The sequence below is a fragment of the Aquabacter sp. L1I39 genome, from assembly GCF_017742835.1.
GTDB lineage: Bacteria > Pseudomonadota > Alphaproteobacteria > Rhizobiales > Xanthobacteraceae > L1I39.
Window position 1 is genome coordinate 58,618 of record NZ_CP072392.1, and the last position, 25,519, is coordinate 84,136.

Sequence of the window (25,519 nt, forward strand, 5' to 3'; positions counted from 1 at the left end):
ACTCAATGCGCGGACCGTTGGGGCGTTTTACTTGCAAGTTAATCGAATCGTTGTGGCCGGGGGGCGCACGATGAAGACCATTCGCACCATCATACTTGGAACGACCGCGTTCGCGGCCATATGGGCAGCGACAGATGTCGCTTTCGCACAGGCACCGACAAATGAAGAATTGTATCGACTGGTTCTTCAACTGAAGAGCGAACGGGATAAGCTGCGCGTCCCTCGGTACCATTCCGAAGCATATGGCGATGCTGGAGTCACCCCAGGGTGGCAACACGATGGACACCGTGGGAACGGAAGGGCGCAGCCGCATCGATTTCGAGGCCGTCACGCCAACCGATTTCGGCGACGCGCGCATCGTCGGCAAGCTGCGCCTTTCCAGCCTCACCGGCACACGGACGGCCACCATCGCCAACAATGCGGAATATACGTTTGCGCCGGGCGTGCAACTGAAGGCCATCCCCGAGGCCGCCTATCTCAGCGTCGGCGGCTTCACCATGGGCATCGCACCCTCCAATTACGCGCTGATGCCGACCAACATGTATACCGGCACCCCGTGGACGCAATATACCAACGGCGTCTTCCAACTGGCTTACAAGCACGACCTCGGCTCCGGCTGGTCGGCGACTGGCGCCATCGAGCGGGGCGCGGCCTGGGCCTATAACATGTCCGTCAACCGGCCCATGTCGGCCTTCTATCTGGTGGGCAACATCAAGTGGGAGCAGCACTGGGGCTGGCTGGCCCTGCAGGGTGTCCTGAACACCAACCCGCTGGAGACGGCAGATTCCGACGTATGGGCTCAGGCCCCGGTCCCGCTCGACCAGGGTACGGTTCTTTATGGGGCCCACGCCTCCGGCTATTCCTACAAGGTCGGCGGCGCCATCGGCGTGACGGCCAATGTGAAGCTGCCTCAATTGGGGAAGGGCGACCAACTCTGGCTGACGGCCAACTATGCCAACGGCAACATCGGCGCCTTGCTCGCCGCAGGTGGCCTCAGCAACATTTCCACGCAGAACAACGGCTCGCTCCTGGGCGGCATCCTGCGTGTCGACCAGAACATGATGGTGGTGTCCGGCAACGGCCAGGACGTGCCTTACGCCTTCAAGACCGTCCAGGGCTTCAATCTGGCGGCCATGCTGACGCACTATTGGTCCGACAAATGGCGGTCCAACTTCAATGTCGGCTTTGTCCAGATAGATCCGCCCAAGCCCGCAGCGGTCGACCCGAACGCAACCTATTCCTACATTCCACAATGGGGCCGCGGCCAGCTCTACTCCACCGCCGCCCAGCCTCATCTATTCCGTCTATGAGACCTTCGACATCGGCGTGGAGGCCGCATACGCCTATCTCAAGAACGACGTGCAAAATGCCCCCGCCACCTGGGAGGTCGCGAGCAATACTTATCCGTGTCATACCACCGGCGACTCCGGTACGCTTCCCGGGCTGAGCCAGGGCAACGCCATCGTCAAGACGCGCGCGGAATGGCGGTTCTGACACCACCGCCCCGCAAATGCGGAGGGGCGCGCTCTAACCCATGATAGAGAATGCGTGATCCGATCAGATGGCGATGCTATCTGATCGGCACATGCTCTAACGCGCTCCTCCGTGCCGGCCTGAGCGCGACATGACGCTGCGGTCCTTTGATGCTACATCCGCGCGCCCTTGCCGCGGATGCTTCCATGATCGAAACCCCTTCTCCCGCCTTTCGCGACGTCGACACCTGGGTGTTCGATCTCGACAATACACTCTATCCGGCCCGCCATGACCTGTGGGGCCAGATCGACGCACGCATGCGGGACTACATTGCCGGCCTCCTGGGCCTCACCCTCGACGACGCCTTCAAGCTCCAGAAGGACTATTATCGTCGCTACGGCACCTCGCTCCGCGGCCTCATGATCGAGCACGGCATTGAGCCAGATGCGTTCCTGGATCATGTCCACGACGTGGACCTGTCTCGGCTCGACCCCTCCCCGCGCCTCGCCGCCGCCATCGAGGCGCTGCCCGGCAAGAAGCTCGTCTACACCAACGGATCGGAACGCCACGCACGCAATGTGCTGTCCAAGCTCGGCATGGACCAGCACTTCGCGGCGGTCCATGACATAGTTGCGGCGGAATTCCACCCCAAACCCACACCTGATGCGTATGGGAGGTTCCTGGATGCCTACGGGGTGGACCCCAGCCGCGCCGCCATGTTCGAGGACCTGGCGCGCAATCTGGAGGTTCCGCACCGGCTCGGCATGGTCACCATTCTTGTGGTCCCCCCGGGGGAACGGCTGGAGGCGCGGGAAGCCTGGGAGTTCGAGGGCAGGGAGGATGCCTATGTGGATTTCGTCACGGAGGACCTTGCCGGCTTCCTTGAGCAAGTGGGGTCTTAGGGAGCACTGTTCGATTGGCCACGCCTGAGGCACCCGCGGGCGCAGGGGCCCCACCCGCGCCAACAGGGGGTCCATGCCTGCCCTGGATGGAGTTGGTCCACCATCCGCTCCTGGCGATCGACGCACAGGGAAGGCATGTGGCTGCGGCCAACGCGGCGGCACGCACCCTGCTGCACCTTCCTCCCCAAGGCCTGCCACCGCTCACGCGGCTCGACGCGCTCTTGGGGGACTGGGCCATGGTGCGCCTGTCCGCGCATGTGCAGACGCGCCCACCTGGGGACCGGTTGCTCCTGCCGCTGGAGCGGCAGGCCTCTCCGGCGGTGCTGGCTGTGCGCCACGCCCGACTGCCGGCGCCGGACGAGGGCTATCTGCTGACGCTCGAACCCGCGATTGGCCATCAGGAAGGCGAGGCGCGCGGCTGGGCGGAGCTCGCGCAGGACGTGCTTTCCGGCCTGCCGGTGGGCTTGAAGATATTCGACCTCGACTACAATCAGGTGTTTTCCAACGCCGTCGCCGACGACATGTTTGCGCGCCCCGCGTCCGGAGAACACCTGCATCTTGAGGATTGGTGGGCGCAAGCCTTTCCGGAGGAGGAGGCGCGCAGCCGAGCCATGGCCGAATGGCGGCACCGCCTGTCGCTGCTGCGTCTTCAATCCAGCCAGTTCGCCCAGACGGACTGGGATGTGCGCTGTCGGGACGGGACCACCCGCACCATCCAATTCCGGTTCGGCGTCATCGGTGAGCTTTATGTGATGGCGTGCTGGGACATCACTGCGCGCCGTCGCATGGAAGAGGAACTGCGCCGGCTCGCCGGCACCGACGCCCTTACGGGACTCGGCAACCGACGCATGTTCATGGAGCGCGGCGAAGCCGCCTTTCACCACGCCTTGCTGTCGGGCGCACGGCTTTCGGTGCTGATCTTCGACATGGACCGGTTCAAGTGGATCAACGACCGCCACGGCCATGCCGCAGGAGATGCGGTGCTGCGCGAGGTGTCGGGGCGCTGCCGGGCGGAGCTGCGCCCCCACGACGTGTTTGCTCGCCTCGGCGGCGAGGAGTTCGCCATTCTGATTTCCGGTGCCGACCTGGAGGGGGCCGAGCGCGTCGCCCATCGCTTGGCGCGCGCCATCGCCTCCGCTCCGGTACACACCCCCACTGCCCCCTTGGAGGTCCGCGCCAGCTTCGGCGTCGCCAGTCTGACCCCGGAGGATGCGAACCTGGAGGCCATCATCGAGCGCGCGGACCGGGCGCTCTATCTCGCCAAGGCGCGCGGGCGGAACATGGTGGTCGTCGCCGACGGCACCGAAGCCCGCTGACCGCCCTCCCCGCCACCACCATGCCGGCATGACCATGACACATCACATTCGCACCCTGACCGCCGATGAGGTGGAGATCGCCATCTCCTGGGCCGCACGGGAAGGGTGGAATCCCGGCACAGGGGATGCGGCCGCCTTCCTGGCCCAGGATCCTGACGGCTTCATCGGCCTGTTCGAGGCCGGTGAGCTTGCCAGCGTCATCTCGGCCGTCACCTATGGCCCCGCCTTCGGCTTCATCGGCTTCTACATTTGTCGCCCGGACATGCGCGGCCAAGGCTATGGCCGCGCGGTGTGGTATTCAGCCCTGGAGCGGCTGGGGTCCCGGGTGGTGGGGCTCGACGGGGTTCTCGACCAGGTGGACAATTATGCCCGCTCGGGCTTTGTCCTCGCCCACCGCAACATCCGCTATGGCGGCCTGCCGCATGCGCCCGCGGCTCCCCATCCGGACATCAAGGCCCTAGACGCGCTTCTCGTCCCGGCCGTGATGGCGTTTGATCGCCGCCACTTCCTGTTCGACCGGCCGGGCTTCCTCTCCCGCTGGCTCCTGCCCACGGAGGGACGCGCCTTCGCCGCCCACAAGGACGGGGGCATTGCCGGCTATTGCGTGGTCCGCCGCTGCGGCAGCGGACACAAGATCGGCCCGCTCTTTGCCCCGGACGCGGCGACCGCCCGCGCGCTCTATGGGGCGGCATGCGGCCATGCCCACGCGGCGGCGCCAGGCGAGCCCATCTTTCTCGACGTGCCCGAGCCCCATGCCGCCGCCCGTGAGATGGCGCAAGAGGCCGGCCTCACGCCCGTGTTCGAGACCGCCCGCATGTATCGCGGCGCGGCGCCTGCCTTGCCCTTGGACCGGATCTTCGGCATCACCACCTTCGAGCTCGGATGAGCCTCGACGGGGGGCCGGTCCTTATGTAAACCCGGCTTACATAACCGGGACCCAAAGATGAGCTGGTCGAAATCGGACCGAGAGGGCACGCGCGGCTACCACCACGGCAACCTGAAGGAAGCCCTGGTGCGCGCCGCCCTCGACCTGATCGGCGAAAAGGGACCCGGCGGCTTCACCTTCGCGGAGGCGGCGCGGGCGGCCGGCGTGAGCCCCGCCGCGCCCTACCGCCATTTCCGGGATCGCGACGACCTGATGGCCGAGGTGGCCCGGCGCGGCTTTGCTGCCTTCGCCGATGCGCTGGAAGCGGCCTGGGACCGGGGCTGGCCCGATCCGCGCACCGCGCTTGAGCGGCTGGGCCGGGCCTATCTGGCGTTCGCCCGCACCCAGCCGGCCTTCTATGCGGCCATGTTCGAGGCCAACGTGCCCGCCGACGCCACGCCGGAAGTGCGGGCGGAAGGCGACCGCGCCTTCGGCGCCCTGCGCAGCGCAGCGGAAGCGGTGGCGGCAACCTTGCCTTCCCGGCCCCCGGCCATGATGCTGGCGCTTCACATCTGGTCGCTGGCCCATGGCATCGCTGACCTCTTCGGTCGCGGCGACAAGGCGCGCCGCAGCCTGCCCATGTCGCCGGAAGAGCTCTTGGAGGCGGGCGTCTTGGTCTATCTCCAGGGCCTCGGCGCCGGCCCGCGCGACTGAAATTTTCGGCCACCAGGCGACGGGTCCGCGCGACGGCCCTTGACAGAAAGCGGACTTGGGCCCATCTATGTAAATGTTATTAACATTCACGCCGAAAGGGTTGGCCGTGACACTCGTATCGAAACTGGATGGCCTCGGCACCGGGGCGTGGATCGCGTTGGCGGTCCTCGGCTTCGTGTTCTGGTGGCCGGCGGGCCTGGCGGTCCTCGCCTTCACCCTCTTCTCCGGGCGCGTGGGCTGCGGACATCGTATGGCCCGCTGGCAGGATAAGATGGACCGCATGTGCGGCGGCGGCCGCGGGCCGGGCCCCTGGGGCTTCGGTGGCCCGCCCTCCTCGGGCAACCGGGCCTTTGACGAATACCGCTCCGAGACGCTGCGGCGCCTCGAGGAGGAGCAGAAGGAGTTCAAGGACTTCCTGGAGCGGCTGCGGATGGCCAAGGACAAGGCCGAGTTCGACCAGTTCATGGCCGAACGCCGCCGCACCGGCCGCGCCAGCGACCAGCCCGAAGCGCCCCAGCCACAGGACTGAGGCGCCCGCCTCCTGAACGGAAAAGACCGCCGGCCCTCAGGCCGGCGGTTTCTTTTTGGGCTGGGCCTTGCTCGCGCGCACCGCCCGCGCGTCACTCCGCCGCCTGTGCCTCCGGCCGGGCGGCGGGCGGGGCGCGGAAGCGGGCCAGGAGGTCGGCCTCCTCCGCCTTGGCGGCGGCCAAGTGACGGACCTTCACATGGCCGTAGCCGCGGATCTTGGCGGGGATGGAGGCGAGCGCCACCGCATAAGCGTGATTGTCGAGGTTCAGCGCTCCGATCAGCTCCGCCACCAGCTTCTCGTAATCCTTGATGAGGGCCCGCTCCGTCCGGCGCTCCTCGCTCCACCCGAAGATGTCGAGTGGCGTGCCGCGCAGCGCCTTGAAGCGCGCGAGCCAGGAAAAGCCCTTCATCATGCGCGGCCCGAACCGCATCTTGCGCGGCTCGCCGGTGACCGGATCGGGCTTGGCGAAGATGGGCGGGGCAAGGTGGAACTCGTAGGAGAGGTCGCCCTCGAAGGCCGCTTCCACCTGGCGCTGGAAGGCGCCGTCGGAGAAGAGCCGGGCCACCTCATACTCGTCCTTATAGGCCATGAGCTTGTAGAGATTGCGCACCACGGCCTCAGTGAGGCCGGACCGGCCGGGGGCGCGGGCCGCCTCGGCGGCCTGCACCTTGTCCACCAGCGCCTTGAAGCGGGCGGCGTAGCGGGCGCTCTGATAGGCCGTGAGGTCAGCCACCCGGCGGGTGATCATCTCGTCCAGCGAGGTGGAGAGCACCCGGGCCTCGCTGACCGGCGCGGAGGTGCCGATGGCGGCTTCCACGCGGGCCGGATCATGCGCCGCACGCCGGCCCCACAGGAAGGCAGCCTGGTTCATGGCCACCGCCTCGCCATTCAGCTCGATGGCCTTGAGAATGGCCTCGGCCGACACGGGCAGGCCGCCGAACTGATAGGCATAGCCCACCATGAAAATGTTCTGCGCCAGCGAATTGCCGAACAGGCCGGTGGCGAGGCGGCTGGCCTCGATCAGGTGGGTGTTCTCCTCCCCCGCAGTGGCGGCAATGGTGCGCTTGATGCGAGCGCTGGGGAGGGAATAGTCGGCATTGCGGGTGAAATCGCCCGGCAACACCTCGTGGGTGTTCACCACCACCAGCGTCTTGCCGGGCTTCACCGACGCCAGCACCTTCTTGGTGCCGGCCACCACCAGATCGCCGCCCAGGATAAAGTCGGCCCCGCGCGCGGGAATACGGATGGCGGTGATGTCCTCGGGCGCATGGGCGAGGCGGATATGGCTGTAGACCGCCCCGCCCTTCTGGGCGAGGCCGGCCATGTCGATCATCCCACAGGCCTTGCCTTCCAGGTGCGCCGCCATGCCCAGGATGGCGCCAATGGTCACCACGCCGGTGCCACCCACACCCGTGGCGATGACGCCATAGGTGCCCTCGATGGCGGGCAAGTTGGGCTCCGGGAGCTCAGGCCAGTCGCCGGCGCCTGCCGCCGCGCCCGCGCTCTTGCGGGGCTTGGCGCCGTGCACCGTCACGAAGGACGGGCAGAAGCCGTTCACGCAGGAGAAGTCCTTGTTGCAGGAGGACTGGTCGATCTCCCGCTTGCGGCCCCACTCGGTCTCCAGCGGCTGCACGGACACGCAATTGGACTTCACGCCGCAATCGCCGCAGCCCTCGCAGACGCGCTCATTGATGATGACGCGCTTGTCCGGGTCCGGGAACTGGCCGCGCTTGCGGCGGCGCCGCTTCTCGGAGGCGCAGGTCTGGTCATAGATGAGAGCGGTCACGCCGGGCACCGTGGCCAACTCCCGCTGCACCTTGTCCAACTCGTCCCGATGATGGATGGTCAGCCCGTCCGGCCATTTGATCCCGGCGGGATACTTGTCCGGCTCGTCGGTGACGACGACAACGCGCTGCACGCCCTCCGCCGCCACCTGCTGGGCGATCATGGGCACGTTCAGGTTGCCGTCATGTCGCTGGCCGCCGGTCATGGCGACGGCATCGTTGAACAGGATCTTGTAGGTGACGTTCACCTTGGCGGCCACGGAGGCGCGCACCGCCAGATAGCCGGAATGGTTATAGGTGCCGTCGCCCAGATTCTGGAATACGTGGCCGCGCTTGGAGAAGGGCGCCTCGCCGATCCAGTTGGCGCCTTCCCCGCCCATCTGGGTGAAGCCCGTGGTCTGGCGGTCCATCCACTGCACCATGTAGTGGCAGCCGATGCCCGCATAGGCGCGCATGCCGTCTGGCACCTTGGTGGAGGTGTTGTGCGGGCAGCCGGAGCAGAAATAGGGAATGCGGGTGGCCACGTCTCCGGTGGCGGCGAGCACACGCTGGGCCTCCTCCAGCTCCGCCACGCGGGCGGCGATGTCGGGGATGTCGCCATAGGCCAGAAGCCTCTTGCCGAGCGCGATGGCGATGTCGTTGGGATCGAGCGCACCCTTGACCGGGAACAGCCAGCGGCCCTGCTCGTCCTTCTTGCCGATGCAGACCGGCTGGTTGGCGGTGCCGTACAACTCCTCGCGCACCTGCACCTCGATGAGGGAGCGCTTCTCCTCCACCACCATGATGAGGTCGAGGCCACGGGCGAAATCCTGAAGGCCCTGCGTCTCCAGCGGCCAGGGGCAGGCCACCTTCCAGATGCGGATGCCCAGATCGTTGGCGCGCACCTCGTCGATCCCCAGCTCGTCGAGGGCGAGGCGCACGTCCAGATAGCTCTTGCCCACGGTGGCGATGCCGATGCGCGGGCGCGCGCCGCCGGACGTGATGAAGCGGTTGAGCCGATTGGCACGCAGAAAGTGGATGATGGCGTCGCGCTTATATTCCTGGAGGCGCTCTTCCTGCGCGATGGCCGTGTCGCCAAGGCGGATGTTGAGGCCGCCGGGCGGCAGTGTAAAGCCGCCGAGATCCGCCAGGCTCACACGGTCGAGGCGCCCATCCACGATGCCGGTGGATTCGATGGTGTCCTTGACCGCCTTCAGCCCCACCCAGGCGCCGGAAAAGCGCGACAGCGCCCAGCCATAGAGGCCATAATCGAGGATCTCCTGCACCCCGGCCGGATTGAGGACCGGGATCATCACGTCGACGAAATGAAACTCGCTCTGATGGGCGGTGGTGGAGCTTTCGCAGGTATGGTCGTCGCCCATGAGGGCAAGCACGCCGCCATAGGGCGAGGTGCCCGCATTGTTGGCGTGGCGGAACACGTCGCCGGAGCGGTCGACGCCCGGGCCCTTGCCGTACCAGAGGCCGAAGACGCCGTCATACTTGCCTTCGCCGCGCAGCTCCGCCTGCTGGGAGCCCCACAGGGCGGTGGCGGCCAAATCCTCGTTCAGCCCGCTCTGGAACAGGATGTCGTTGGCTTTGAGCACCTTGTCGGCGCGCAGGAACTGCTGGTCGAGGCCGCCCAGCGGCGAGCCGCGATAGCCGCTCACATAACCCGCCGTGTTAAGGCCCGCCCGCCGGTCGCGCTCCTTCTGCATCAGGGCAAGGCGCACCAGCGCCTGGGTGCCGGAAACGAAGACCTCTTCTTTGGCGAGGTCGTATTTGTCGTCGAGCGAGACAGGCTTCAATGCCATCAGGGCCTCCCGACGCGGCGCAGTGCCCGCGCCCCCGGCTTCGGCAAGATGCCGCGCCGGCTTGATCCACATCAAAGCTGACACGGACCGCCGCCCCTCGCAATTTCGTTGTTTGGAAGGGTTGTGAAATGAAATTGCCAAAAATGCAGGCGTGACGCACTTTGGTGCACTGCATCACCTAAAAGGCGTGCAGCGCAACATTTTACCGGCGCACGTCTGCTAAGGAAGAGCGTTTGCGTCCGCCCACGCGCGGGTGACTTCCCGGCTCTTTTCCCGAACGCCGCCTTATTTGCGGCTGCTTTGATCAGCACTGGAAAGGCGCCGCAGGGTGATGTCATCGCCGGCGTGTATCGGCGCAGCCCCTGCCTTGATGGAGGGCATGATGAGCAAGGTGTCCCAATTCCTTGAGGCCGCCAAGGCGCAGCCGGAGCTGGCCGCCAAGGTGGAAGCCATCGTCGCGGCGGCCGCCGCCGAGCTCGCCATGAAGCTGTCCGCGCTCTCCCAGGGTACGAGCCATCCCTTCGCGCCGCAGGACGTGTTCGGCGGCCGCCCGTTGGACGACGGCCAGCTTGACCAGGTCGCTGGCGCGGGCTTCATGGACGGCGTGAACTATCAGGGCTTCGTGGACCTGATGCTCTCGCGCCGCTGAGACCCGAGGGACCGGAGGCCGGGAAGCCCCGGACCGCCCAACCTTATCCCGGAAGCAGGCGCTCGCTGGCCAGATAGCCGGTCAGCAGCGCCAGCCCGAAGGCCATGACCAGCAGAGCCGCGAGGAGCTCCACCCCCAGCGTGACCAGGGCCGCGCGCGGGCCTCCCAAGCTTGCAATCCCCACCGCCGCCCTCTTGCCATAGACCGCGAGCGCCGCAATTGCCGAAACGGTAAGGGCGGTGCCCACTCCCATGGCGAAGACCGAAATGACGCCGCTCCAGGGCACGCTCTGGGCGAGGGCGAACGTCAACACCAAGATGGCTCCCGAGCAAGGGCGCGCACCGGCCGAGACAACCGCAATGGCGGCGCGACGCCAGCCCCCGCGTCCATCCAGGAGATGCGGGTCGGGCGCGTGCTTGTCGACGCAGCCGCAGTCCGGACCGTGCACATGGTCCGCCGGCACGCCCCTCCACTGCCGCACGAGGCTGCGCCCCTTGGTGAAGGCGAGCCATGCCCCGAACAGGGCGATGCCGCCATAGGCCGCGATCTCCACCATGTTCAGGGCCCTGGCCATGGAGACTGCGGTGGCGCCGAACAGCAATGCCAGCACGCCCACGAACAGGATCGCCGCGCAGGCCTGCACCAAAGCGGAGGCGAAGGCGAGGCCGATGCCGCGCCGCAACGTGCCGCCATCCGCCAGCAGGTAGGAGGAGATCACCGCCTTGCCGTGGCCGGGACCGGCGGCGTGGAAGATGCCATAGAGAAAAGAGAGCCCCGCCAGAACCTTCACCGCATTGCCATCGGCCTTGGCGGCGCGCACGGCCTGGATGAGGGCGCGGTAGAATTCCGACTGCTTGGCCAGGATGAAGCCGGTGAAACCCGAGGGGGCCGGCCCCGGCGTGCCCATACCGAAGGGAGACGCCTTCGGTCCCGCCTGCCCGAGGGTTTGTGCCGCAACGGATCCCGCATGGGCATCCAGGGCAAGAAGGACAGCGATGAGGAGAGCGGCGAGAAGGGGGCCGCGCACGGCCGGGAAGGCCGGTTTCCTCACGGACACCTCACCGTGACCTTATTGGCGAATTGCGCGCCATAGGTGCTTGAGGAGGTGAGATCCGTGAAGAAGCTCTCGGACAATTGCATGGTCTGCGGCTGGTTCGGCACGATCACCTGCGAGGAGCAGCCCGAGGGCGCTCCCGCGAGGGCCACCGGATCCTTGTCGGCGAAACTGAAAGAAACGAAGTAAGTTGGGTCGTAAATGTCGAAGCTCATGGTCCCCTTGGACGGTATGGGCTTGACCAACGGCAGGATGAAGTGAAGCGTCAGCGCTTCGTTCTCATAGGTCAGGTAATAGTCGACCGGATCCTTGAAGGCGAGCTTGGCGGTCGCGTTCTTGGCCTTGACGAAATAGCCATATTCCTTGAGCGAGGTGACATTCACCTCCGCGAGTGGCTTCAGGACCTTATCTGGATAGGTGCCGTCCTTGTTGCGCTCCAGGCCCTGGAGAGCGAAGGCGGTGAAGGCCTCGTCGAAAGTCCAGTCCTGTTTCAGCCCGGTGACCATGCCGTCCGGCCCATACATGACCTGCGTCTGCATGGTCACCCAGACATGGGGATGAGCGAGCGCGCTTCCCACCGAGCCGAGAACGGCCAGCATGGCGCATGCGAGAAGTCGGATCGAACGCGGAATCATGGCCACACCTTTCAGACGCCGAACTCCTCGCTTGGCAGTTCGGCGGAAGGATGGCGGACGCATCTTGGCGGCGACCCCTCAGTCCGGGTCGGCCGCGCCCTGGAAGAAATCCTTCATCTTGGCAAAGAAACCGTTGGATTCCGGATGGGTCTCGTTGGAGCACTCGCGGTCGAATTCCGACAGCAGTTCCTTCTGGCGCTTGGTGAGGTTTTGCGGCGTCTCCACCACCACCTGCACATACATGTCGCCATGGTTGCGGGTGCGCATCACCGGCATGCCCTTGCCGGACAGACGCAGGCGCTTGCCGGACTGGGTGCCTTCCGGGATCTTCACCTTCGACTTTTCGCCGCCGATGGTGGGCACTTCCACCGTGCCGCCCAGCGCCGCCGTCACCATGGAAATGGGCGCCCGGCAATAAAGGTCTGCGCCTTCCCGCTGGAAGAAGGGATGGGGCTCGATGGACAGGAAGATGTAGAGATCGCCCGCAGGACCGCCCCGCGTGCCGGCTTCGCCCTCGCCGCCCAGGCGAATACGGGTGCCATCCTCCACGCCCGCCGGAATGTGCACGGTGAGGGTGCGCTCGCGGGTGACGCGGCCGGCACCGCCGCAATTGGGGCAGGGGTCCTCGATCATGCTGCCACGGCCTTGACAGGCGGGGCAGGTGCGCTCCAGGGTGAAGAAGCCCTGGGCATGGCGGATCTTGCCCGCGCCGCCGCAGGTGCGGCAGGTCTTGGGCTGGGTGCCCGCCTTGGCGCCGGAGCCCGAGCAGGACTCACACACGATGGAAGTGGGGATCTTGATCTGGGCATCCTTGCCGGCGAAGGCTTCTTCCAGCGTGATATCCATATTGTAGCGCAGGTCCGCCCCGCGCCCGCGCCCGCCATTGCCCGGCCGGCCGCGCCCGCCGCCCATCTGGCCGCCGAACAGATCGTCGAAGATGTCGGCGAAGGTGGAGGCGAAGTCGGCGCCAAATCCCGGCCCACCCGGCCCGCCGCCCCCCATGCCATTTTCGAAGGCGGCATGGCCGAAGCGGTCATAGGCGGCGCGCTTCTGCGGGTCCTTCAGGACCTCATAGGCCTCGTTGACTTCCTTGAAGCGGATCTCGGCCTCGCCGTCGCCCTGGTTGCGATCGGGGTGCCATTTCATGGCGAGCTTGCGGTAGGAGGCCTTCAGCACCGTTTCATCGGCACCGCGGTCGCATCCCAGAACTTCGTAATAATCGCGCTTCGACATGGCTCGTTACATCCGCCGCCCCGGTCCGGTAGGGGGCCCCTGAAGCGTCATGTGCGGCACCACGCCCCTTCCGCCCCGGCGAGCCGCGGGCACATGGTCCGAGGGGCGGGCAACAGGTGCCCCGATACAAGACCCCCGGGGCAAGCCCCGGGGGATCGGTGGTTCACGCTCCCATCCCTTGCGGGATGAGGAGGCAAGGATCAGGCCGACTTCTTCTTGTCGTCGTCCACTTCGGTGAACTCGGCGTCCACCACGTCGTCCTTCTTGGCGGCGCCGGGCTCTTCGCTGCCGCCCTGCTGGGCCGCATACATGGCCTCGCCCAGCTTGAGGGAGGCCTGGGCCAGGACCTGGGTCTTGGCCTGGATGGCGTCGGCGTCCTCGCCGGTCACCACGCCCTTAAGATCCGTGATGGCCTGCTCGATGGCCGCCTTCTCGGTGGCGCCCACCTTATCGCCGTGCTCGGACATGGCCTTTTCCGTGGAGTGGATCAGGGCCTCGGCATGGTTCTTGGCTTCCGCCAGAGCCTTGCGCTTCTTGTCCTCGGCGGCATGCGCCTCCGCGTCCTTGACCATCTTGTCGATGTCATTGTCGCTGAGGCCGCCGGACGCCTGGATGCGGATCTGCTGTTCCTTGCCCGTGCCCTTGTCCTTGGCGGACACCTGCACGATGCCGTTGGCGTCGATGTCGAAGGTCACTTCCACCTGCGGCACGCCGCGCGGCGCGGGCGGGATGCCCACCAGGTCGAACTGGCCGAGGATCTTGTTGTCCGCCGCCATTTCGCGCTCGCCCTGGAACACCCGGATGGTGACCGCGGTCTGGCCATCCTCAGCCGTGGAGAACACCTGGCTCTTCTTGGTGGGGATGGTGGTGTTGCGGTCGATCAGGCGGGTGAACACGCCGCCGAGCGTCTCGATGCCGAGCGACAGCGGGGTCACGTCGAGCAGCAGCACGTCCTTCACGTCGCCCTGGAGCACGCCCGCCTGGATGGCGGCGCCGATGGCGACCACCTCGTCCGGGTTGACGCCCTTGTGGGGCTCCTTGCCGAAGAACTGCTTCACCACTTCCTGGACCTTGGGCATGCGGGTCATGCCGCCCACCAGCACCACTTCGTCGATCTGGCCGGCGGTGAGGCCCGCATCCTTGAGGGCAAGCCGGCAGGGCTCGACCGTGCGCTGGATGAGGTCTTCCACCAGCGCCTCGAACTTGGCGCGGGTCAGCTTCATGGTCAGGTGCTTGGGACCGGACGCATCGGCGGTGATGAAGGGCAGGTTGATCTCGGTCTGGGTCGCGGACGACAGCTCGATCTTGGCCTTCTCGGCGGCTTCCTTCAGCCGCTGGAGGGCGAGCTTGTCGCTGCGCAGGTCGATGCCCTGCTCCTTCTTGAACTCGTCGGCGAGATAATTGACGAGCCGCATGTCGAAGTCTTCGCCGCCCAGGAACGTGTCGCCGTTCGTGGACTTCACCTCGAACACGCCGTCGCCGATCTCCAGGATCGACACGTCGAACGTGCCACCGCCCAGGTCATAGACCGCGATGGTGCCGGCCGACTTCTTGTCAAGGCCATAAGCAAGCGCGGCCGCGGTGGGCTCGTTGATGATGCGCAGCACCTCGAGACCGGCGATCTTGCCGGCGTCCTTGGTGGCCTGGCGCTGGGCGTCGTTGAAGTAAGCCGGGACGGTGATGACCGCCTTCTCGACCTTCTCGCCCAGGAACGACTCGGCCGTCTCCTTCATCTTCTGAAGGATGAAGGCGGAAATCTGCGAGGGCGAATATTTGGTGCCGTCGGACTCGACCCAGGCGTCGCCGTTGTCGGCGCGCACGATCTTATAGGGAACGAGGCCCTTGTCCTTGGCGACCGTCGGGTCGTCAAAGCGACGACCGATGAGGCGCTTCACGGCGAAAAAGGTGCGCTCGGGATTGGTGACGCCCTGCCGCTTGGCGGGCTGGCCAACCAGACGCTCGCCATCTTCCGTGAAGGCGACGATGGACGGCGTGGTGCGCGCGCCTTCGGCGTTCTCGATGACCTTCGGGGAGGCCCCCTCCATCACCGCCACGCAGGAATTGGTCGTTCCGAGGTCGATGCCGATAATCTTGGACATATACTTCTCCTTGTCGGCAGACCGGCCGGGCCTTTGCAGCGCCCACAAAAGGATGCCCGCGAGCCCCTCCCGCGGCTGTCCGCCGGTCCCCGTTGAATTGGGGTACGTCACGTTTCCGTGGCGTTCGAGGCCGATATAGGAGGGGTGTCGGACCGCCGCAAGGCGTGCAAGATGGCGCGCATTAGCTTTTTCAAGAATCCGCGAGGGTCCTCATGCGCGCGACGTCATCCATCGGCGAGAATCCGCGGGTCGCTTTGCTGCTCGTGGACCTCCAGGTGGACTTCCTGCCCGGCGGAAGCCTTGCGGTCGCAGGCGGCGACGAAGTTGTCCCTTTGGCGAATCGGGTCGCCTCAACTTTCCGTAACGTCATCCTGACCCAGGACTGGCACCCGGCGGGCCATGTGTCCTTTGCGACGTCCCATCCGGGCCGCGCCCCCTTCGAGGTGATCGATCTCCCCTACGGCCCCCAAGTGCTGTGGCCGGACCATTGCGTCCAGGGAACTGCTGGGGCCGCCTTTGCCCCCGGCCTCGACGTCCCCCACGCCCATATGATCGTGCGCAAGGGTGTGCACGCGGGCATCGACAGCTATTCCACCTTCTATGAAGCTGACCGCGTGACCCCAACCGGTTTGACTGGGGCGCTGCGCGACCGTGGGATCGACCACGTCTGCCTGATGGGTTTGGCGACGGACTTCTGCGTCGCCTGGTCCGCCGTCGACGCCGCCCGCCACCGCTTCCGCACGCAGGTGATCCTGGACGGATGCCGGGCGATCGACGCGAATGGCTCGCTCGCCCGCGCGCAGGCCGACATGGCCGCGGCGGGCGTCGAATTGATCGGGCTCGCCGACCTTTAGCGGGAAAACCTGGTCAGCGGATCACCTGGATGATGCGGCGGCTTTCCGGCTCCACCAGAACCGTGCCCTGATCCTGCAGGACCACGTAGCGATAGGCGGGCGCATTGAAGCCGCCATAGTCCTGCATGGTGTCGAAAACCTGCAACTGCACCGTTTCGGGCATCACGGCACCGACCACGGGCGTATAGCCGCTCGACACCACGACCGCAGGCGCGGCGCTGACCACGTAGCGCTGCACCAGAGCGCCCCGAGCGGGGGTGACGACCACAGCCTGCGGCTCTGTCACCACGACGGGGGCCACCTGTGCGCGTGCGCCGACGGTGCCGGCCAGGAGAAGGGCCGCGCATACCGGACCAGTGAGACGAAGCATCATGTTGAGAACTCCTTGTGTCTCCCCAGCGCCTTTCCAGCTCCCTTGCAACGCGCCTCGCCCGCGCAGCGTTCCTATGAGAACCACAAACCCTTCCGGGCAGGCCGGGCATGGGTCATTGTGCCGGACGCACACCACGGGAAGGATCGGATGCAGAAGCTCGAACTTGCTCCCGGCTGCCTGTGGTGGCCGGGCCGTCTGGATCGCTGCCAGCAGGAGGCGCTTCTGTCGCAGGTCGAAAGCGGGCTGGCTCAGGCGCCCCTTTTTACGCCGCGCATGCCGCGCACCGGGCAACCCTTCAGCGTGCGAATGAGCAATTTCGGCCCGCTCGGGTGGGTTTCGGACGTGGACGGCTATCGCTACCAGACCTTCCATCCCGACACCCGGCAACCCTGGCCTGCCTTGCCCGCAGCGCTGACCGAGCTGTGGCACACGCTGTCCGGCGTGCCCTATCCACCGGAAGCCTGCCTTATCAACTGGTATGGTCCCGAGGCCCGCATGGGGCTTCACCAGGATAAGGATGAACAGGACCTCACCGCCCCCGTCCTGTCCCTCTCCCTCGGGGACACCGCCCTGTTCCGGGTTGGCGGGACCGAGCGGCGCACGCCCACGCGCTCGATCCGTCTCGCCTCAGGCGACGCGGTCCTTCTCAGCGGACCGGGACGGCTGGCTTATCACGGGATCGACCGCATCCTTCCGGGCACCTCGACCCTCATCAGCCGGCCCGGTCGCTTCAACCTGACGCTAAGGCGGGTCACGCCGCCCTGACCACCGCCCTCGCCGCCATGGTTCCGCCCGGATTGGTTCTAAAGAGGGACATAGCCCTTCTGGAGATGCACATGCGCTTACCGCTCATTCTCGCCACCCTCCTGCTGTCGGGCGGGATCGCAGGGGCTGCCGACGTGACGTTTCCCAAGGGAAGCTCTTTCGGATTGGTACCCCCTGTCGGCATGGTGGAGAGCAATACCTTCGCGGGCTTCGAGGATCCCACCATCGGCGCGGCCATTCTCATGGTGGAGATGCCGGCGGTGGCCTACAGTCAGGTGGAGGCGGGATTCACCGACGCGGCTCTCGCCTCCAAGGGCATCACCGTGGATGCACGAGGCACGCTGCCTTTGGCCTTGCCGGACGCGAAGACGCTGTTCGTCACGGGCAAGCAGCATGTGGGCACGGTTTCCGCCCGCAAATGGATTCTCCTGGCCGGCACGTCCCAGGCGACGGTGCTCGTCACCATCCAGGTCGCGGACGAAAACGCCGGAAAGCTCACCGACGAAACCGTGCGCAAGACGCTGGAGACCCTCGCTTATCGCACCCCTCCAACCCCTCAGGAGCAGATGGCCGAGCTGCCGTTCCGCTTCACCGACATGGCCGGGTTCCGGCCGGTGAAAGTGATCGGCAATACGGCGGTCGTCCTCACCGATGGGCCGAAGGACGTGATCGAGAACGCCGACCAGGCGATCTTCGTCGCCGGCGTCGCTCCCGGCGCGCCCCGGGAGGAGGAGCGGCGCCAATTTGCCCTGCGCGCCCTGTCCTCGGTGACCGGCGTCAAGGACATGCGTATCGAACGTGCGGAGCCGCTGCGGATCGGTGGAATGCCGGGCTTTGAGATTCTCGCCAACGCAAAGGATGCGGCGGGCGATGCGGACGTGAAGGTCATTCAGTGGCTGCGCTTTGGTCCTTCGGCCCATCTGCGGATGGTGGCCATTGTGCGGACCAAGGACTTCACCGACGAATATGGCCGGCTGCGCGCCTTGCGAGACGGCATGGAGCCGCGCTGACGTCGCTCGTGCGATTGCCAGGAACGGACGTCCCACACCTTCCGGGATGGTCGAGGCCGCAGCGGAGCGCCTGCGTCTAACGAACAGGGTTTGTACGGCCGCCACCTAGCGCCGCCAGCGTCTGTTGATGAGCCACCTGTACCGTCCAGGAAGGCAATAAGGCCGTCGCAGGACCGGGGGCGATCCACCGCGCAGGGGCCGTTGACAGCGAATTTTAATTCGAGTGTATTAAATTCGCTCTGCCGATGAGCGGACGCGCTTCGCGACACCTGCTCTCCGGCGCGGCATGCCCGTTTGTCGCCGCCTCCCGCACGCGCCCAACAGGCCCGCCATGCTGGCATCGCCAGTGGAGCCAAAGGCCAGTCCCCAGAAGACCCCCGGCCATACGTCCCGAGAAACGCCAACCTAAAGACGCCAAGCCATGAGCCTTGCCCCTTCGGTCATCGAGACCGCGTCCCTGGAGCCTCTGTTCCGCCCCCGCTCGGTCGCCATTATCGGCGCCTCGGCCACACCGGGAAAGATCGGCGCCGTTCCGGTGGCCATGCTGCGCGAATACGACTTTTCGGGCGCGGTCTATCCGGTCAATCCCAAGGGCGGCCGCATCAGCGGCTATGAGGCGGTGCCCTCTCTCGCCGCCATCGGCGGCCCGGTGGACCTCGCCATCATCGCCATTCCCGCCTCGGGCGTGCTGGAGGCGCTGGAAGAGTGCGCGGCGCGCGGCACCAAGGCGGCCGTGGTGTTCAGCTCCGGCTTTGCCGAAGTGGGCGGGGCAGGGGAGGACGCGCAGGCGGCGCTGACAGCCCTGGCGCGGCGCTCCGGCATGCGCATCATCGGGCCGAACGCGCTGGGCGTCGCCAATCTGGAGACGGGCCTCGTCGCCAGCTTCTGCCCCTTCTTCAAGCCGCGCTTTCCCTCCGGCGGGTCCATCGGCCTCGTCAGCCAGTCCGGCGCCTTCGGCGGCTATGTGGCGAACCTGGCCCAGGACCGGGGCCTGTCCTTTTCCACCTGGATCACCACCGGCAACGAGGCGGATGTGGAGGTGGCGGACGGCATCGCCTATCTCGCCGCCGATCCCGCCACGCGGGTGATCCTGGTCTATATGGAAGGCGCGCGGAACGGCCCGCGCCTGGTGGCCGCCCTGGGGCAGGCGCGTGAGGCGGGCAAGCCCGTCATCGTGCTGAAAGTGGGGCGCACCGAGGCGGGTGCGGCCGCCGCCGCCTCCCACACCGCCTCGCTGGCGGGGGCAGATGCGGTCTATGACGCGGTGCTGCGCCAGTGCGGCGCCCATCGCGCCCGCACCATCGCCGAATGGTTCGACCTCGGCTATGCCTATGCGGTGGGCCGTCCGCCCCGCAATACCGCCATCGGCCTCATCACAGTCTCGGGCGGTGTCGGCGTGATGATGGCGGACGAGGCGGTCTCCGGCGGGCTCGACCCGACGCCCTTGGGCGAAGAGGCCCAGGCCCGCATCCGCGAAATCATCCCCTTCGCCGGCACGCGCAATCCCGTGGATGTCACCGGCCAGATGCTGGGCGAGCTGGACCGTTTCGGCGACATGGTGGAGGTGGTGCTGGCCGAGGCGGATTTCGGCAGCATCGTCGCCTTCAATGCCGGCGCCGGCCACCGGGAGGACAACGGCTTCCGCATCCAGAAGGTCTGGCAGGAGGTGCGCGCCCGCCATCCGGACGCTTTCCTGGCCATTTCCGGCGCAACGCCTCCCGCCGTGCGCGCCGCCTATGAGGCGGATGGCTGCCTCGTCTTCACCGAGCCGGATGCCGCCGTGCGCACCGCCGCCGCCATGGCGCAGCTGTCCGCCCCGCGCCCGGCGCGCACCCCGCCCGCCCCCATGGCACCCCTGGCCCTGCCGGCAGGCACGCTGAACGAGCATGACGCCCTGGCGGTCCTCGCCGCTGCCGGCCTCCCGGTGCCGGGCGCGCGGACAGCTGCCACACCGGAGGCGGCGGCCGAAGCGGCGCGGGAGATCGGCTTCCCCGTGGTGGTGAAGGTGCTGTCGGCCGACATCCTGCACAAGTCAGACATTGGCGGCGTCGCACTCAACCTCGGCGATGCCGAGGCGGTGAAGCGCGCGGCCGAAGAGGTCATGGCCCGCGCCCGCGCCGCCATGCCCGGCGCGCGGATCGAGGGCTGCCTCGTCGCGCCCATGGTGCCGTTCAAGGGGGCGGTGGAGACCATATTGGGCGTGCAGGTGGATCCCGTCTTCGGCCCCATGGTGATGTTCGGCCTTGGCGGCGTTCTGGTGGAGGTGCTGCACGACGTGGCGCTGAAGCGCGCGCCTTTTGGCCTGGAGGAGGCCCGTGAGATGATCGCCTCCATCAAGGGCGCGGCCATCCTTCAGGGCGTGCGCGGCGCGCCGCCTGCGGACATCGACGCGCTGGCCCACGCGCTCAGCGACCTCTCCCGCTTCGCCGCCGCTCACCAGGACCAATTGGTGACGCTGGACATCAACCCCTTCCTGGTCCGTCCCGCCGGCCAAGGGGCCGTGGCGCTCGACGCCGTCATCACAACGAGGATCTGAGCCATGACGGCATATGAAACCGTGGATGCGCTGGTTTGCTCCGCCCATGGGGAGCCCGCCGGCCTGTCACTGGGTTCGCTGGCGCTGCGCGCGCTCAAGGACAACGAGGTGGAGATCGAGGTGGAGGCCGCCGGCATCTCCTATGTGGACGTGCTGATGGTGCGCAATCTCCACCAGAACAAGCACGCCACGCCCTTCGCCGCCGGCATGGAGGTGGTGGGGCGGGTGCGAAGCGTCGGCTCGGGCGTATCCCATGTGAAGCCGGACGACCGCGTGGCCTCCCTCCTTTATGACGGCGGCCACGCCCGCCGCGCCATCGCCGCCGCCAGCGAGACCTTCCTCTTGCCGGCGGCCTGTGACCCCGTGCGCACCGCCGCGTGGCTTTCGGTGGCGCTGACGGCCGAGATCGCCCTCACCGATCGGGCCGCCCTGACGGCCGGAGAAGCGGTGCTGGTGGGTGGCGCGGCCGGCGGGGTGGGCCTCTGCGCGGTGCAACTTGCCCATTGGCATGGCGCCCGCGTCATCGCCGCCGCCAGTGATGAGGCCCGCTGCGACCTGGCGCGCCAGGCCGGCGCGGATGCCGCGCTCGTCTATGGGGATGGCTTCCGCGAGCGCTGCCAGGGCCTCAATGGTGGCCGCGACGTGAATGTCATCATCGACCCGGTGGGTGGTGCCTTCGCCGAGGCCGCCGCCAACCTCCTGGACTGGGACGGGCGCTATGTGGTGATCGGCTTCGCCGGCGGCGGCATCCCCTCCTTTGCCGCCAACCGCCTGCTGGTGAAGAACCGCGCCGTGCTGGGCATGGTGCTGGGCTTCTATCGCTGGCAGCGCCCGGCCGTCCTGGCGGCGGCGGCGGAACGGGTCTTCCACGCGCTGGCGGACGGAGCCCTTGATGCGCCGGTGACGGTGGTGCAGGGCCTGGCCGGCGTGCCGGCGGTGATGGAGGAGATTGCCGGGCGGCGGTTCCTCGGCAAGGCGGTGGTCGTGCCCTGAGCGGGTTTGGACGAGAAGGGGAAGTGCGGATGAGTGGGACAGAGGCCGTTCTCGTGGAGGATCGCGGCGCGGTGCGCCTTCTCACCCTCAACCAGCCGGAACGGCGCAATGCGCTGTCCCCGCTTGTGCGGGAAGCGCTGCATGATGCCCTCGCCCCCGCCATGGCGGACCCGCAGGTGCGGGCCGTCGTCATCACCGGCGCGGGCGGTACCTTCTGCGCAGGGGGCGATCTTTCTGCCATGACACCGGGCGCCGGCCTTGCCGGGCGTGACCGGGTGGAGCGGCTTCAGCGCATCGGCCGCCTGCTGCTGGGCGGCCCGAAAGTGGTGATCGCGGCGGTGGAGGGCCACGCGGTGGGCGCGGGCCTTGCCCTTGCCGCTGCCTGCGACCTGGTGGTGGCGGCCAGCGATGCCCGTTTCACCAGCGCCTTCGACAAGGTGGGCCTGATGCCGGATCTCGGCGCGCTCTGGACCTTGCCGTGGCGCATCGGCATGGGCGCCACCCGGCGCTTCGTCTTTGCCGGTGAGGCGGTGACGGGGGATGAGGCGCGCGCAATGGGCCTAGCTGATTTCGTCAGCTCGCCAGGGGGGGCCCTTGATCTGGCTCTGGAGCGGGCCGCCGCCATCGCCGCGGGTCCGACGCGTGCGTTCGCGCTGGCAAAATCCATGCTGGCCATGCACCCGAGCACCCTCGACCCCTTCTTGCGGGCGGAAGCGGACGCGCAAGGCCTGCTCTTTACCTCGGAAGACTTCGCCGAGGGCCGCGCCGCCTTCCTGGAGAAGCGCAAGGCGAGCTTTTCTGGCTTCTGACCAGCTCTTCCGCTGAAAGAAAAAGGCCGGCGCAGTCACCCGCGCCGGCCTTTTGGTTGGTCGCGGGGCTCAGGCCGCCTCTTCCCTCAGCACCTGGCGGGCAATGTTGATCTGCTGGATCTGCGAGGTGCCCTCGAAGATGCGGAACAAGCGCACATCCCGATAGAGCCGCGCCACCGCCTGCTCCTCCAAATAGCCCTGGCCGCCGAACATCTGCACCACCCTGTCGGCCACCCGTCCTACCACCTCGCTGGCGAACAGTTTGGCGCAGGCGATCTCCACATGGGGGATTGGGCCGACATCGAACTGCCGGGCGCATTGCAGCACCAGGGCGCGGGCGGCCGCGATCTCCGCCTGGCTCTCGCCCAGGAGCACCTGCATGGCCTGGAAGGAGCCAATGGGCTGGCCGAACTGTCGGCGGCTGGAGAGATAGGCCTTCGCCTCCTCCATGAGCCGCAGGGATTGTCCGACGCAGGTGGCGGCCACATGGGTGCGGGCATGGTTGATGCCGCGCAGCGCCTTCTTCAGGCCGTTCCCCTCCTCGCCGCCGAGCAAGGCGGACGCCGGCACTCGCACGCCGTCGAGGTGCACCTCGCCCACATGGGAGCCGCGCTGGCCCATCATGCGGTCATGGGGCGGGGTGGACAGGCCGTCCACGCCCCGCTCCACCAGGAAGCAGGACAGGCCCTTGCCGCCGGAGGACGCATCCCCCGTGCGCGCGACGATCATGAAGAGATCGGCGTCCGGCGCGTTGGTGATGTAGCGCTTGTGTCCGGTGAGGACATAGGTGTCCCCCTCTTTCACCGCCACCGTCTCCACCGCCCCGGCATCGCTGCCCGCCGCCTCCTCTGTCAGACAGAAGGCGCCGGTGATGGCCCCTGATGCCATGCCGGGCAGATAGCGGTCGCGCTGGTCTTGCGTGCCATAGTCCAGCACCACCTGGGAGGTGAGCCCGATGGTGGTGGAAAAGCGCGAGCGATAAACCGCCGAAGCCTGGGTGAACTCGAAGGTGAGCCGCACCTGCTGCTCCATGCTCCAGCCGAGCCCGCCATAAGCGGGCGGCAAGGTGATGCCGAACAGACCGAGCCGGCGCATGCCGTCCACCACCGCATCCGGGATGGCGTCGTCCCGCTCCACCTGTCGCTCGGCGGGGCGCAGCACGTCCCGCGTGAAGGCCCGCACCTTTGCCAGATAGGCCTCGAAATCCGGCTGACCGGCCACCGACCCGTCCATGTCACTGCACCTTGATGTTGGCCTTGGAGATCACGTCCGCCCAATTGGCCTTGTCCTTTTCCAGGAAGGCGCCGAGTTCGGCGGGGGTGGAGGGGGTGACGGTGGCGCCGAGCGGCTTGAGGCGCGCCACCACTTCGGGCTTGGCAAGCCCGGCCTGGAGCGCCTTGGCGAGGCAATCCACCGTCTTGGGCGGCGTGCCCGCGGGTGCCAGGAGCGCAAGATAGGTGACCACGTTGAAGCCGGGGCTCACCGTCTCGGCCACGGTGGGCACGTCAGGGAGCGCGTCGGAGCGCGTGTCGGAGGTGATGGCGAGGGCCTTCAGCTTGCCTTCCTTCACCAGGGGCAGCGCCAGCGTCATGGTCAAGGCCATGGCCTGGATGCGCCCGCCCAGGAGATCCTGCACCGCCTGGGGCTGGCCGGAATAGGGCACGTGGAGCATGTCGATGCCGGTCTTCACCTTCAGCATCTCCATGGCCAGGTGCGGCGAGGAGCCGGTGCCGGCCGAACCGAAATCCACCTTGCCGGGATTGGCCTTCGCATAGGCGATGAGGTCCTGCATGGTCTTGGCCGGAAAGTCCGGCGGCACCACGATGAGGTTCGGCACCACGCCGATCATGCCCACGGGCGCGAAAGACGTGATCGCATCGAAGGGCTGCTTGGCATAGATGGACGGATTGATGGTGTGGGCGGCGGAGGCAACGATCAGGGTGCGCCCGTCGGGCGCCGCACGGGCGACCGCCGCCGTGCCGATATTGCTGCCGGCGCCGGGCTTGTTCTCCACGATCACATTGTGGCCGATGCTGGTCCGCAGGTCGTCCGCCACCACGCGCCCGATCAGGTCCACCACGCCGCCGGGCGCATAGGGCACCACCAGGGTCACGGTGTCGGTGGTGCAGGCCTCAGCCGCTTTCACGGGCGATGCCGGTGAGATAGTGATGGCGAGCGCGGCCAAGGCCGCGGCTGCCAGTGCGCGGCGCGTGAAGGTCTGGTCTGTCGTCATGCTGCTTTCCTCCCCGGTCTGCTTCGTCCCGCCGGTTTTCTGGGCTCCGGCTTTGGGCTGGGGAGAAATTAATTCATATGCTTTAATTCAACAACCGATTTTCACCACCCCTGCGAACGGGCCATGGACATGAGCGAAAGCAAGGCACCGGCGCCTGCCCGGGGACGCCCACCGGGATCAGGGCGCGGCCGCCCCGCCGGAACCGTGCGTCCCCGCCCCGTCGATGGCGAGCCGGCGGTGGAGAGCGACCGCACGACACGCGAGCATCTGCTGGAGACGGCCGAACGCCTGTTCGCCCGCAACGGCATAGACGGCACCTCCATGCGCGAGATCAACCGCGCGGCGGACCAGCAGAATGCCTCGGCCATCCATTACTATTTCGGCTCGAAGGAGGCCCTGGTCACAGCCATCCTCGACCAGCGCATGTCGGCGGTGAACGAAGCCCGCATGAACGTGCTGGACGCCCTTGAGGCCGCCGGAATGGCGGGGAACCTGCGGCGGGTGACGGAGGCTTTCATCCTGCCCTTGGCGGCGCAGACCAATGACGGGACAGGATCCAACAATTATATCGGCTTCCTGGCCCAGTTCTATGCCAGCCACCAGTTCGACATCTGGACCATCGCACGGGACCGGCATGATGAGAGTCTCTCGCGGGTGGTGAGCCTCATCCACCGCATCCTGCCCGCCTTGCCCCGTTCGCTGGTGCGAGACCGCGTCTCCATCGCGCTGCGCCAGGCCATCTATGCCCTGGCGGATTTCGAGCGCGACAGCGCCGCCGGCCGCAGCCCCATGGTGCTGGGACGCGACGGCTTCATCGCCAATCTGGTGGACATGACGGAAGGAGCGCTATCGGCTCCGCTTTCGGAGGCGACGCGCCGGGCGCTGGAACGACCGGCCTGACGA

General features: G+C 67.2%; 22 protein-coding genes. 14 read left to right on the top strand and 8 right to left on the bottom strand.

Annotated features, from left to right (window positions below; translation table 11 throughout):
- Positions 1–248: 248 nt before the first annotated feature.
- The 6 genes from J5J86_RS00295 to J5J86_RS00320 all read left to right on the top strand — a co-directional run bounded on the left by J5J86_RS00295 (position 249) and on the right by J5J86_RS00320 (position 5,799).
- Positions 249–1,310, top strand: a complete 1,062-nt coding sequence (locus J5J86_RS00295) for a porin (protein ID WP_209102935.1) — start codon at positions 249–251, stop codon at positions 1,308–1,310.
- A 369-nt stretch (positions 1,311–1,679) separates the two neighbouring features.
- Positions 1,680–2,375: a pyrimidine 5'-nucleotidase gene (locus J5J86_RS00300; RefSeq protein ID WP_209102936.1), complete on the top strand. Its 696-nt coding sequence runs from the start codon at positions 1,680–1,682 to the stop codon at positions 2,373–2,375.
- Between the two features lie 137 nt (positions 2,376–2,512).
- Positions 2,513–3,691, top strand: a complete 1,179-nt coding sequence (locus J5J86_RS00305) for a GGDEF domain-containing protein (protein WP_209102937.1) — start codon at positions 2,513–2,515, stop codon at positions 3,689–3,691.
- 34 nt (positions 3,692–3,725) lie between these two features.
- A complete protein-coding gene (locus J5J86_RS00310; protein WP_209102938.1) occupies positions 3,726–4,577 on the top strand; it encodes a GNAT family N-acetyltransferase in 852 nt (283 codons plus the stop codon).
- Between the two features lie 57 nt (positions 4,578–4,634).
- Positions 4,635–5,270, top strand: a complete 636-nt coding sequence (locus J5J86_RS00315; RefSeq protein WP_209102939.1) for a TetR/AcrR family transcriptional regulator — start codon at positions 4,635–4,637, stop codon at positions 5,268–5,270.
- Between the two features lie 106 nt (positions 5,271–5,376).
- A complete protein-coding gene (locus tag J5J86_RS00320) occupies positions 5,377–5,799 on the top strand; it encodes a DUF2852 domain-containing protein (protein ID WP_247657824.1) in 423 nt (140 codons plus the stop codon).
- 91 nt (positions 5,800–5,890) lie between these two features.
- On the opposite strand, the gene J5J86_RS00325 is transcribed toward J5J86_RS00320, so the two are convergent.
- Positions 5,891–9,373 carry an indolepyruvate ferredoxin oxidoreductase family protein gene (locus J5J86_RS00325; protein WP_209102941.1) on the bottom strand — a complete coding sequence of 1,161 codons (3,483 nt, stop codon included), beginning with the start codon at positions 9,371–9,373 and terminating at the stop codon, positions 5,891–5,893.
- Between the two features lie 382 nt (positions 9,374–9,755).
- Here J5J86_RS00325 and J5J86_RS00330 point away from each other — a divergent pair, with 382 nt between their 5' ends.
- Positions 9,756–10,022 carry a hypothetical protein gene (locus tag J5J86_RS00330; RefSeq protein ID WP_209102942.1) on the top strand — a complete coding sequence of 89 codons (267 nt, stop codon included), beginning with the start codon at positions 9,756–9,758 and terminating at the stop codon, positions 10,020–10,022.
- 43 nt (positions 10,023–10,065) lie between these two features.
- Here the strand turns inward: J5J86_RS00330 and J5J86_RS00335 are convergent, their stop codons facing one another.
- From J5J86_RS00335 to dnaK, 4 genes are all read right to left on the bottom strand, one after another.
- On the bottom strand, positions 10,066–11,073 hold the full coding sequence (locus J5J86_RS00335; protein ID WP_247657826.1) for a nickel/cobalt transporter: 1,008 nt from the start codon (positions 11,071–11,073) through the stop codon (positions 10,066–10,068).
- Positions 11,070–11,711 (bottom strand): DUF1007 family protein, encoded by a 642-nt coding sequence (locus tag J5J86_RS00340; RefSeq protein ID WP_209102943.1) that lies wholly within the window; start codon positions 11,709–11,711, stop codon positions 11,070–11,072. Before J5J86_RS00340 ends, J5J86_RS00335 begins: the two co-directional genes overlap by 4 nt.
- Positions 11,712–11,789: 78 nt before the next feature.
- Complete coding sequence (dnaJ, locus tag J5J86_RS00345; RefSeq protein ID WP_209102944.1) at positions 11,790–12,944, bottom strand: molecular chaperone DnaJ; 1,155 nt, start codon at positions 12,942–12,944, stop codon at positions 11,790–11,792.
- Positions 12,945–13,144: 200 nt separating this feature from the next.
- Positions 13,145–15,043 (bottom strand): molecular chaperone DnaK, encoded by a 1,899-nt coding sequence (gene dnaK / locus J5J86_RS00350; RefSeq protein ID WP_209102945.1) that lies wholly within the window; start codon positions 15,041–15,043, stop codon positions 13,145–13,147.
- Positions 15,044–15,255: 212 nt separating this feature from the next.
- Here dnaK and pncA point away from each other — a divergent pair, with 212 nt between their 5' ends.
- The gene (gene pncA / locus J5J86_RS00355) at positions 15,256–15,897 is read left to right on the top strand and encodes a bifunctional nicotinamidase/pyrazinamidase (RefSeq protein ID WP_209102946.1); all 642 of its coding nucleotides are present in this window, start codon (positions 15,256–15,258) and stop codon (positions 15,895–15,897) included.
- A 13-nt stretch (positions 15,898–15,910) separates the two neighbouring features.
- On the opposite strand, the gene J5J86_RS00360 is transcribed toward pncA, so the two are convergent.
- On the bottom strand, positions 15,911–16,270 hold the full coding sequence (locus J5J86_RS00360; protein WP_209102947.1) for a DUF1236 domain-containing protein: 360 nt from the start codon (positions 16,268–16,270) through the stop codon (positions 15,911–15,913).
- Positions 16,271–16,417: 147 nt separating this feature from the next.
- On the opposite strand from J5J86_RS00360, the gene J5J86_RS00365 reads away from it, so the two are divergent.
- From J5J86_RS00365 to J5J86_RS00385, 5 genes are all read left to right on the top strand, one after another.
- Entirely contained in the window at positions 16,418–17,035 is a 618-nt protein-coding gene (locus J5J86_RS00365) for an alpha-ketoglutarate-dependent dioxygenase AlkB family protein (RefSeq protein ID WP_209102948.1), read from the top strand.
- Positions 17,036–17,106: 71 nt separating this feature from the next.
- The gene (locus J5J86_RS00370; RefSeq protein ID WP_209102949.1) at positions 17,107–18,045 is read left to right on the top strand and encodes a hypothetical protein; all 939 of its coding nucleotides are present in this window, start codon (positions 17,107–17,109) and stop codon (positions 18,043–18,045) included.
- A 421-nt stretch (positions 18,046–18,466) separates the two neighbouring features.
- The gene (locus J5J86_RS00375) at positions 18,467–20,581 is read left to right on the top strand and encodes an acetate--CoA ligase family protein (protein ID WP_209102950.1); all 2,115 of its coding nucleotides are present in this window, start codon (positions 18,467–18,469) and stop codon (positions 20,579–20,581) included.
- A 3-nt stretch (positions 20,582–20,584) separates the two neighbouring features.
- A complete protein-coding gene (locus J5J86_RS00380) occupies positions 20,585–21,574 on the top strand; it encodes an NADPH:quinone oxidoreductase family protein (protein WP_209102951.1) in 990 nt (329 codons plus the stop codon).
- Positions 21,575–21,603: 29 nt separating this feature from the next.
- Entirely contained in the window at positions 21,604–22,383 is a 780-nt protein-coding gene (locus J5J86_RS00385) for an enoyl-CoA hydratase/isomerase family protein (protein WP_209102952.1), read from the top strand.
- 69 nt (positions 22,384–22,452) lie between these two features.
- On the opposite strand, the gene J5J86_RS00390 is transcribed toward J5J86_RS00385, so the two are convergent.
- Complete coding sequence (locus J5J86_RS00390) at positions 22,453–23,616, bottom strand: acyl-CoA dehydrogenase family protein (RefSeq protein WP_209102953.1); 1,164 nt, start codon at positions 23,614–23,616, stop codon at positions 22,453–22,455.
- A 1-nt stretch (position 23,617) separates the two neighbouring features.
- Positions 23,618–24,616: a tripartite tricarboxylate transporter substrate binding protein gene (locus J5J86_RS00395; protein ID WP_209102954.1), complete on the bottom strand. Its 999-nt coding sequence runs from the start codon at positions 24,614–24,616 to the stop codon at positions 23,618–23,620.
- 129 nt (positions 24,617–24,745) lie between these two features.
- Here J5J86_RS00395 and J5J86_RS00400 point away from each other — a divergent pair, with 129 nt between their 5' ends.
- Positions 24,746–25,516 (top strand): TetR/AcrR family transcriptional regulator, encoded by a 771-nt coding sequence (locus J5J86_RS00400; RefSeq protein ID WP_209102955.1) that lies wholly within the window; start codon positions 24,746–24,748, stop codon positions 25,514–25,516.
- Positions 25,517–25,519 lie beyond the last annotated feature (3 nt).

Excerpts from the sequence above, each read along its gene's own strand:
- J5J86_RS00310 (WP_209102938.1), top strand. The coding sequence starts at position 3,726 with ATGACACATCACATTCGCACCCTGACCGCCGATGAGGTGGAGATCGCC.
- J5J86_RS00385 (WP_209102952.1), top strand. The coding sequence starts at position 21,604 with ATGAGTGGGACAGAGGCCGTTCTCGTGGAGGATCGCGGCGCGGTGCGC.
- J5J86_RS00315 (WP_209102939.1), top strand. The coding sequence starts at position 4,635 with ATGAGCTGGTCGAAATCGGACCGAGAGGGCACGCGCGGCTACCACCAC.
- dnaJ (WP_209102944.1), bottom strand. The coding sequence starts at position 12,944 with ATGTCGAAGCGCGATTATTACGAAGTTCTGGGATGCGACCGCGGTGCC.
- J5J86_RS00375 (WP_209102950.1), top strand. The coding sequence starts at position 18,467 with ATGAGCCTTGCCCCTTCGGTCATCGAGACCGCGTCCCTGGAGCCTCTG.
- J5J86_RS00295 (WP_209102935.1), top strand. The coding sequence starts at position 249 with ATGCTGGAGTCACCCCAGGGTGGCAACACGATGGACACCGTGGGAACG.
- J5J86_RS00340 (WP_209102943.1), bottom strand. The coding sequence starts at position 11,711 with ATGATTCCGCGTTCGATCCGACTTCTCGCATGCGCCATGCTGGCCGTT.
- J5J86_RS00395 (WP_209102954.1), bottom strand. The coding sequence starts at position 24,616 with ATGACGACAGACCAGACCTTCACGCGCCGCGCACTGGCAGCCGCGGCC.
- J5J86_RS00300 (WP_209102936.1), top strand. The coding sequence starts at position 1,680 with ATGATCGAAACCCCTTCTCCCGCCTTTCGCGACGTCGACACCTGGGTG.
- J5J86_RS00390 (WP_209102953.1), bottom strand. The coding sequence starts at position 23,616 with ATGGACGGGTCGGTGGCCGGTCAGCCGGATTTCGAGGCCTATCTGGCA.
- dnaK (WP_209102945.1), bottom strand. The coding sequence starts at position 15,043 with ATGTCCAAGATTATCGGCATCGACCTCGGAACGACCAATTCCTGCGTG.
- J5J86_RS00370 (WP_209102949.1), top strand. The coding sequence starts at position 17,107 with ATGCGCTTACCGCTCATTCTCGCCACCCTCCTGCTGTCGGGCGGGATC.
- pncA (WP_209102946.1), top strand. The coding sequence starts at position 15,256 with ATGCGCGCGACGTCATCCATCGGCGAGAATCCGCGGGTCGCTTTGCTG.
- J5J86_RS00400 (WP_209102955.1), top strand. The coding sequence starts at position 24,746 with ATGAGCGAAAGCAAGGCACCGGCGCCTGCCCGGGGACGCCCACCGGGA.
- J5J86_RS00365 (WP_209102948.1), top strand. The coding sequence starts at position 16,418 with ATGCAGAAGCTCGAACTTGCTCCCGGCTGCCTGTGGTGGCCGGGCCGT.
- J5J86_RS00325 (WP_209102941.1), bottom strand. The coding sequence starts at position 9,373 with ATGGCATTGAAGCCTGTCTCGCTCGACGACAAATACGACCTCGCCAAA.
- J5J86_RS00330 (WP_209102942.1), top strand. The coding sequence starts at position 9,756 with ATGAGCAAGGTGTCCCAATTCCTTGAGGCCGCCAAGGCGCAGCCGGAG.
- J5J86_RS00380 (WP_209102951.1), top strand. The coding sequence starts at position 20,585 with ATGACGGCATATGAAACCGTGGATGCGCTGGTTTGCTCCGCCCATGGG.
- J5J86_RS00360 (WP_209102947.1), bottom strand. The coding sequence starts at position 16,270 with ATGATGCTTCGTCTCACTGGTCCGGTATGCGCGGCCCTTCTCCTGGCC.